Raw genomic sequence first — 9058 nt, 5'->3', positions numbered from 1 at the left:
GATCAGAATTGTTTGCAAACTGTGCATCCTGGAATGTAAAAGCGTTGCCGCCGGGGAACACAAATTGTTGTGGGAGGGAAACTGGAAGTTCTTCAAAACTTGTTGCTGTAACAGCTTGCAGCCAGGTTTGTAACCAGCCATTGTCTTCACCATATAAGGTTATGTTGTGAGGGGTGTTGTCTAAAGTACTTTGGTCAGTATCTTTCTGGAACATGAGATTACCATGATCATCAAGTACTAAATTGAATACATCATAGCTGTGTATGAAAATGGCTAAGCCACCATAAGCCTTGTCGTTATACACTTCTTCTACATAAATTTCAAGTGTTTGACTCAGTGTTCCCTGTCCCGCACAAACAGAAAAATCAAGTGAAAAAGAGTTGATTACCTTCATGTAGTTGGCTGGATTTACCTTACCATTTGCTGTTACGCTCTGTTGATTAGACCAGGATACCAACTTGTCTGATTGGTTAGAGCTACTATCACCATTATAGACCTGGAAACCATCTGGAATTGATTCAATATTTTGAGTGTTGACCTGAAAGACATCGGCGTTATCCTTTTTTCCTAAATCAGTATAATTGGCAGTGACGATCGGAATAAACCAGTTTTGCTTCACATAACTCTTCAGCTGGTTATCAAGATATTTTGCAAAGGCGTCACGGTTTATGGAAATGGCGCCATCATATTTGTTTACATCTGCATTTGTATCCAGATCAGGGTTGTGACTGCTGCCATTGTCTTCCAGCCAGTTCCAGTTAAAGGGTGTACGGGTAAAATGAAGATAGGGTAGATGGAACCCAGGTATGATAAAGTGAGAAGCCGACGCAGGCAATTTATCTCCATTTACAGAAAAAACATAATTGAGCGTTGTGAGGTCCTGCTGGTCCACTGTAGGACTGCTTATTGCATTTCCACTGCCGTCAACAAATGGACCTATGAACCAATCCATTGCGGTAGGGACAAGCGAGGCAGTATTCTCGCTGGTTATTGCATAATTTAACGCCCCGCTTTGTGAAGTATAAGTACTGAAATAAGCATTTGCAAATTGCTGCATCAGCGGCGTAAAAACTGAACAGGTGCTGTCGATACCGGTAAGTGTGCTGGTGGGGTCCACCACTGCGCTGTCCAGGTCGAAAATTAATTGCTGAATGTTTAAGCCCGTACCACCTAAAGCAGCTATTGCCGCCAGTACGCTGGAATTGCTGGTCTTATTATTCAAGACATTAACCAGGTTGATATCCGCAAAAATATTGAACTCTTTAGCCAGTGTTTGTTTGATGTCAACCCAGGTTTTATTGTCGGGGTTCCAGAAGGCTACCTGTAACTGGAAACATAACAGGGAATAGCGGACACTGTTGCTGCCTGGTTTCAAAGTGAGGTAGTTGGTCAATAGATAATTCTGCGGATTGCCGATTGTAAAACTGAAAGCAAAATAAAACTGGCTGGTTGACAAGGTTTTTTGCTGCGCAACTGATACCGTTGGGCTTAACGGATCAATGTTGTTTGTAAGTTTTAGCAAGTCGGCTTTTTGAATAGACTGCGCATTGCCGGAGCCGTCTTTAATAAAATAAAATGTTACCGGCGTGAAGGTGGTTGAATCGGAATAATAAGTTTCGATAGCATTGTTTAATGCTTTTTGGGTTACGGCCACAACTGTGTCATAACCATACTTTGATTGTGCGAGATAAGAATTTTGAATACTCATAATTTTTGTTTTTAATTTTTAGAAATGTTGTTTGGTGTTACAATTGATAATCCGGGTTACATTTTTTCGTTCCGGGCAAAGGTTATCCCTTCACCTGTTCAGGCGTTTTTAAAAATCCATCCTTGTTTCTGTAATCCAGGCTGGTGATATTGTACAGCCTGTTGTTTCAAGGGAAGATTAAACAGTATCGGAAAAGCGGTACTGCTTAATGATTCAATTGAAAGGCAAAATTATCCTAAGCTTCAACACTGGCCAATAGCGTAAACAGGCTATTTAGTTTATCACTAATCATAAATAGTTTGTTATGATTCTTGTTTATAGGTAACATGGCAAACCAGGTCAGAACATCCCGAGAACTGTGCATCCTGGAAAGTGAATGCTTTGCACCTGGAAATACAAATTGCTGTGGCATAGTGACAGGAAGTTCAGAAAAATTGCCGGTAGTAAGGAGGCCGATCAACCCGTTTAATGAACCAATAATGTTAGCGGGCGGTGTGGTGGGTTGTAATGGCGTTATAAAATCCTGCGCCGGAATACTTCTTGCATTGGTGAGCCCAATTGCACCCTGATCATTTACGACGATATTGAAGATATCGGTTTACGGAAACAATATGTTAGTTAAACTGCTTATACCAACCGGTAAATAGAGAGCTTCAGATTACGCGATGCAAAGCTTCGGCGGGTAACATATTAATACAACAAACTTTGAGGAGGATACGGGGAAATGATCAGGCAGGTTATAGCTGTTTCACTTTTTTTAAATTGCATTGCAAATGTAATATGCATTGGAACCCCTGGCAATAGCTAGATCTAGCTATTGCGATTGCGTGACTTTGACCAGCAGTTTAAACGCATCAATTCTTACAGATTCTGAAACTTCCAAAAAAGTTCAGCCGTTATGTAGAGATATTATTACCTGGCTATACACATTTTTGTGTTGTATGAGTTTGTTGATCAGGATGATAACAGAGAGAAAGAAGAGGTTCGCAATGTGCTCAAAATAAAAAAAGGGTGGTCAACCACGACACACCCTTTACCGATTAAAACTTTGTTCTTTTGCAGATTACCAGCCACCAGACTTAACGCGATCAACGATAAGACCTTCTTCGAAATCCAGGCTTCCATCTGTAGAAACTACAGGATAGCTGGAGATCATCTGGCCTTTTGCATTAACACCAGCAAATACCAGTGTTGGATTGCCAGCTTCGTTAAGCGCCGGGTAAACAGTCATACCACTGCAATCTGGTTGTGCCAGGATTTTAGCCATGATCTCTTTACCGATTGTGTGACCGAAAGCCAACTGTGGGTAAGCATCAAAAAAGCTTTTTACCATTGTGGTTCCAAGTTCCATTCCGATGTGCTCACCAATCTGAGCAACAACTTGTGTTTTAGTTTCCTGCATTGTTACGAGTTTTAAGGTTTACTTAATAAAATCTGAATGCATTTTAAAGCACAATCGAAACTCAAAAAACGGGGGAAAACTCTTACCGGTAATTAATAAATTCGCGGGAATTCAATCCCAAAGCGATTTTAGTAACCTTTATTTAATAAAAACAGATTCAAAAACAAAGTAAAATCCCAAGTGGATACTAGTAAAAATACGATGTGGATAAAATAAAAATGCCCGCCTTTTTAACCGTCCTGGCTGGGAGAAAGTTAAAAAAAGCGGGCACAGCATTTTCAAGCCTCACATGTCAAACCAATTTTTCGGATTTTCACAGGAAAAATAGTTGACGGTTAACCTGGTTTTTGAATTTCTTAGGGTTGGATAATTCAAAGTACTGATCTTCATTGGATTATTGATGCTTTCAAGGGACCAGATCGTGGCTTCAGAACCAAAACGGAATATTATAAAAAATTTTTATGTTATAGTTAAAGTTGATTGACTTCGGTTTTTTCCCGGATTTCATAGAAAATTAGAAATATTTTACTGGACGGTTGATGTTTTTCTGGATATTGGATATCAGGATTATTTTCGCCGTCAATCAACTTATGAGCCAAAAATATATGTTAATAAGTATGTGGACAAGCGCATTACTTCTCTTTTTCACTCTTGCGGCTTTTACTAATAACTTCGTAAGTTTACTATAGTAATAACCCTTACTGCTACGTGCTTCCACGCGATTCCGTTAAGTATAAAATTTGTTAGTCTTTGATTCCCAAATAGTATAATTTCGTACATACTCTATAGTAATTATCAGGAAATAGTCGCATTTTGTGATAATTAAGAGATCGGCCCCATTGCCAGATATAACCCGTGAAAAAACCATAAACCAAAAAATGCCCATTAAAGTAGCCATCGCAGATGACCACGCTTTATTCCGTGCCGGAGTAAAAACTGCTCTTTCTTCAAAAAAAGATGTAGAATTAATCGCTGAAGCCGATAACGGTATGCAGCTTCTTAATCTCCTGCGTCATATCGAACCTGATGTTATTTTGCTTGATATCCAGATGCCTATAATGGATGGAATTCAAACATTGCCTGAAATCAGGAAACTGCGCCCAAATGCCAAGGTTATTATTCTTTCAATGCATAACGACCATTCCATGATTTCCAAATTAATGGAAATCGGCGCAAACTCCTATCTCACAAAAAACTCAGACTCTGAAACAATATACCAGGCCATCAAAACCTGTTACGAGCAAGAGTTTTTCTTCAACGAGCTAACCAATAAAGCCCTGCTGACCGGGCTTCGGACCAAACGTTCTGATCTTCCCGGCCAGATAGAAGTTAACCTTTCGGAAAAGGAAATGAAGGTGTTGAAGCTTATGTGCGAAGAAAAAACAACGAAAGAAATCGCAGATATAGTTGATATCAGTCCAAGAACGGTAGAGGCTATACGCGACAAACTCAAAACAAAAACCGGCGCCAAATCGATGGCGGGTTTAGTTATGTACGCCGTTAAAAGCGGTATCATCACTCAACAATAATAAGGAATTACACTTAGGTTGATGGGCCGCGTTATGAACCAACAACCTGGGTTTAATTTCCGGGCATGTACTGATCAACATTAAACAAACTATAAATTTTAGCCGGCAGATATCTGCCGGCTTTTTTGTGGAACAATTAGCAGACCTTTATGATCAGGATTTAGATGAACTATGAGCAGTGTAATAAATTTTAACGGCAAGTTCCTGACAGCTGACACCCCGATCATCGGTGCCGAGAGCCGTGCACTGCGTTATGGTGATGGACTTTTCGAAACAATCAAACTCCATAATAAACATATCGTTCATGAAGAACTTCATTTCAGCCGCCTGTTTGAAGGACTCACCTTACTTGGTTTCGATCTGCCGAAATCAATCACCAGGGAATCATTAAGAGAAAGTATTTTGCTTACAGCTAAGAAAAACAATGTTGAAAATGCAGCAAGAATAAGGCTTGCTTTTTTTCGAACGAATGGAGGCTTATACGATCCTGAACATCACCGCCCGAATGTGTTAATCCAGGCCTGGCCGCTTCCCCCTCAGTGCGGCACCCTGAATGTGAACGGGCTTACCACTGGTGTTTATAATCTGGCCCGGAAAAGCTGCGATGCCTTTAGTAATTTAAAGTCAGCCAGCCATCTGCCCTATGTAATGGCAGCCATGTTCGCGAAAAAAATGAAATGGAACGATGCCTTCGTGTTAAATGCTTTTGATAGGATCAGTGATTCCAGCATTGCCAATGTGTTTATCATCAGGCAAAAAAAAATATATACTCCACCTCTTGCTGAAGGTTGTATAGCAGGCATCACCCGCCGTTTTTTGTTACGCGAATTGCCCCAATATGGTTTTGATATTGAAGAGAAACCACTGGCCATTAGCGATATCGAAAATGCGGACGAATGTTTTCTTACCAATGCCATCTCGGGCATTCGATGGGTAAAAGAATTCCAGGATAAACAGTTCACAAATGTTATGACCAAAGAACTCTTTGAACAGTTTGTTGTAATTGGATAGGAAAAGCAGTTGCTTTTCAAATAATTGCGGCTCAATATCCAGGCATGGCAAAAGTAAATTTATTCTGGTTCAGGAGAGATCTCCGTTTACACGATAATGCAGGACTATATCATGCGCTTAAAGTGGGCAAACCCGTGGTCCCCATCTTTATCTTTGATAAGAAGATCCTGGATCTACTCGAAGAAAAAAAAGATCCCCGGGTTACATTTATTCATGAAGCCGTCAAGGAGATCCAGGCGATCTTAGCTGAAGCCGGTTCAACATTGGATGTACGTTATGGCAATCCCGCACAGGTATTTAAGGATTTACTCGAAACATACGAGGTTGAAAATGTTTTTGCCAATCATGATTATGAACCTTATGCATCTGAACGGGATGCTGCGATACAAGCGCTGCTCAAAGAATCTGCACAGGCCAGAGAACCTGGTATTGGATTCAAAACCTATAAGGACCAGGTGATATTCGACCGGGACGAAATAATAAAAGATGATGCAAGACCTTATACCGTATTCACACCTTATTCTAAACGATGGCTCGCAACACTAAACGATTTTTATCTGAAGTCATACCCTGAAGCCGACCTCAATCAATTTTACAAACAACAGCCCTTGAATATTCCATCGCTTGAAAGCATGGGATTTATCAAAACGGAACAGGATTATCCAACCAGGGATCCCGGTGAAGCTTTGATCAGTCATTATGATAAACATCGTGATATCCCTGGTATGGCCGGCACCAGCAGGGTAGGGGTTCATCTTCGTTTTGGCACCATCAGCATAAGACAGCTCGCAACAAAAGCAAAATCCTTAAATGAGGTTTACCTGAAGGAACTGATCTGGCGCGATTTCTATCAAATGATACTCTGGCATTTTCCAAAAGTTGGCAAAGGACAGGCCTTTAAAATTGAATATGAAAAAATCAAATGGCGTAATAATGAAAACGAATTTGAAAGATGGTGCAAGGGCGATACCGGTTACCCGATCGTTGATGCCGGTATGCGCGAACTTAATGAAACAGGTTTTATGCATAACCGTATAAGAATGGTGGTGGCCTCTTTTCTATGCAAACATTTATTGATAGACTGGAGATGGGGTGAAGCCTATTTCGCAGGTAAGTTGCTGGACTTTGATCTGGCATCGAACAATGGTGGCTGGCAATGGGCCGCCGGCAGTGGTTGTGATGCTGCACCGTATTTCCGGATCTTTAATCCTTATCTGCAAACAAAAAAATTCGATCCGGAATTCAAATATATAAGAAGGTGGGTGCCAGAGTTTGAAGAGTTCCGCTATCCCAAACCAATCGTTGAACACGAAGCGGCGAGGAAACGATGCTTAGAAGTTTATAGTGAAACCCTGAAGAAGATATGAGATATGAGATATGAGTTATGAGTGATGAGTGATGAGTGAGTTGATTTATTGACCCGGATGGGAGAGAGGTAGTTAACATAACGGGTGGGTTGAAATTCACTGGTGGAAGCGAGATTCCACCTCCGCCACTATGTAATTGTCCAAATTAAAAAAAACCTTGGGTAACAGATATTCGATTCACTCAAATATTCTCAAAATTTTTATCTTAACACAATGATCGAAAAAATCTTATTGTTCTTTTGTATATTTTTTGTCATTCTGTAATTGCAAAAACCCTAAATTGAAATCACCTATGTGTAATAAGTTAAATTTTTATACGCAATATCATCAGATTTACATTGCGGATAGTGAGTTAAAGGACACTGATGCAATGGACTTTGGGACAAATGAGGAGTATATCTCTCGTTTGGCAATTGGACAGGGATTGTTAGCAGTTTATTTGGAATGCTATGGTGACTTTAGTGGGGAAGTCAAAATACTTGAGCGCGAAGAGGCTGCAATTGACTTCGATAAATTCGATCATATTGTAGAAGGCGGGTTAAATGTGCCGTCTGGTTTAGTGCAAATACTTGACTGTCCTAACTCTCATGTGGAGTGGGAGATGAAGGTTCCTCCTGGAAAATATCGTGCAAGAATTTACTCTTCAAATCTTGCATCAGTAATAGGTGATTCAGGAGATGATTATTATAAAATCGAATTATGGCCTGACACGAATTTAGAGCGGAAAGTCTTAAAGCAGTTACTTCGATGATGCATTGGACATAAAACAAATAAAGCCTGGAATTTTAGTTCTTATTCGTTTTAGGGTACGTGGCAAGTATCATGAACCCTTTTGTTGCGTTGTTTTTTTACGACGAAATGCAGCAAATAGAAAATAAAATCCAATGACTCATAACCAAAATAGGGCATGATTTCAAATATCCTGGGGTGAAACAATCGGAGATCCTATAAAAATAGGTTTATCTCTCTGCGGATTTAAATAAACTCCATTATCTTTATAAGTCAAAACACCATAAATCTGCAAAAATCTTTCCACAGCATTCCGTCCTTCAATCCCGAGATCAAGGGAATAATTATTCACATAGAGATCAATGTGCTGGCGCATCACAGATTCTTCCATTTCCTGTGAATGTTGTTTTACATAAGGCGCAAGTTCAGATTCATGGGAATATGCATATTCGATACTTTCGCGAATGAGTACGTTGATGGTCCGTTGAATTTCCGGATTAAAGGTTCTTTTCATAACGATACCACCTAACGGTATCGGGTAACCGGTTTCCTTCTCCCAGAAGTCACCCAGGTCAACGATCTTTTTTAATCCTTTTTGCTGATAGGTAAACCGGTTTTCATGAATGATGACACCAAGATAATTTTTGCCATCAGGACTGCCGGCATGATCCAGCACAAAATTTTCAATACCATTAAACTTTAAAAACTTTTTGTTCTTTGCTTCCGGGTAAGCCAGTGAAAAAAGGAGATGTGCAGTTGTATTTATACCAGGAATAGCAATTGTTGCTTCATTGATTTGAGCGGTTTCAAGATCTTTCGAAGCAATGAGTAATGGCCCGACACCTTTACCCAGCGCTCCACCTGAAGTCAACACAATATAATTTTCAAGGAACAGCGGCAGCGCTCCGTAACTTATCTTCGAAACATCCAGCCTGCCTTCCCTGGCCCATTCGTTGAGTGTTTGTACATCTTCAAGCAACACTTCAAACTCAAATCCCCTTGTGTCAATTTTGTTATTTACAAGTGCATCAAAGATGAATGTATCATTCGGGCAGGGCGAAAAACCAAGTGTTATTTTCATTGCTTATAATCTGTTGTTTAGTTGTCACGACGCTGTTGATTATTTGTCTGACGCTGTTGGTTAATTGTCATGATGTTATTGTTTAATTGTTATAACACCATTGTTTGATTGTCATGATGAAACTGTTAATATTGAAGCTGTTAATAGTTTTATCATGCTCAACTTGTTTTGGCTACCACGAGCTGATCAATTATACCTGATAAGGTTTCATTGAGATTTGACACTGCCTCC

General features: G+C 40.0%; 7 protein-coding genes. 4 read left to right on the top strand and 3 right to left on the bottom strand.

The window, feature by feature from the left end; translation table 11 throughout:
• The coding region (locus tag VK664_RS06175; RefSeq protein ID WP_461397752.1) for a hypothetical protein at window positions 1–1708 on the bottom strand (1708 nt) is incomplete at its 3' end.
• 1063 nt (window positions 1709–2771) lie between these two features.
• Window positions 2772–3110, bottom strand: a complete 339-nt coding sequence (locus VK664_RS06170; protein WP_461397751.1) for a hypothetical protein — start codon at window positions 3108–3110, stop codon at window positions 2772–2774.
• 878 nt (window positions 3111–3988) lie between these two features.
• On the opposite strand from VK664_RS06170, the gene VK664_RS06165 reads away from it, so the two are divergent.
• From VK664_RS06165 to VK664_RS06150, 4 genes are all read left to right on the top strand, one after another.
• Window positions 3989–4639 (top strand): response regulator, encoded by a 651-nt coding sequence (locus VK664_RS06165; protein WP_461397750.1) that lies wholly within the window; start codon window positions 3989–3991, stop codon window positions 4637–4639.
• A gap of 171 nt (window positions 4640–4810) precedes the next feature.
• Window positions 4811–5650 (top strand): aminotransferase class IV, encoded by an 840-nt coding sequence (locus VK664_RS06160; RefSeq protein ID WP_461397749.1) that lies wholly within the window; start codon window positions 4811–4813, stop codon window positions 5648–5650.
• A gap of 44 nt (window positions 5651–5694) precedes the next feature.
• On the top strand, window positions 5695–7017 hold the full coding sequence (locus VK664_RS06155; protein ID WP_461397748.1) for a cryptochrome/photolyase family protein: 1323 nt from the start codon (window positions 5695–5697) through the stop codon (window positions 7015–7017).
• Window positions 7018–7297: 280 nt separating this feature from the next.
• The gene (locus VK664_RS06150) at window positions 7298–7768 is read left to right on the top strand and encodes a hypothetical protein (protein WP_461397747.1); all 471 of its coding nucleotides are present in this window, start codon (window positions 7298–7300) and stop codon (window positions 7766–7768) included.
• 162 nt (window positions 7769–7930) lie between these two features.
• Here the strand turns inward: VK664_RS06150 and VK664_RS06145 are convergent, their stop codons facing one another.
• Window positions 7931–8827: a 1,4-dihydroxy-6-naphthoate synthase gene (locus VK664_RS06145; RefSeq protein WP_461397746.1), complete on the bottom strand. Its 897-nt coding sequence runs from the start codon at window positions 8825–8827 to the stop codon at window positions 7931–7933.
• Window positions 8828–9058: the final 231 nt, after the last annotated feature.

This window comes from Flavitalea sp. (assembly GCF_035489435.1).
GTDB lineage: Bacteria > Bacteroidota > Bacteroidia > Chitinophagales > Chitinophagaceae > DATHKG01.
This window is presented reverse-complemented; position numbering and strand designations above follow the sequence as displayed.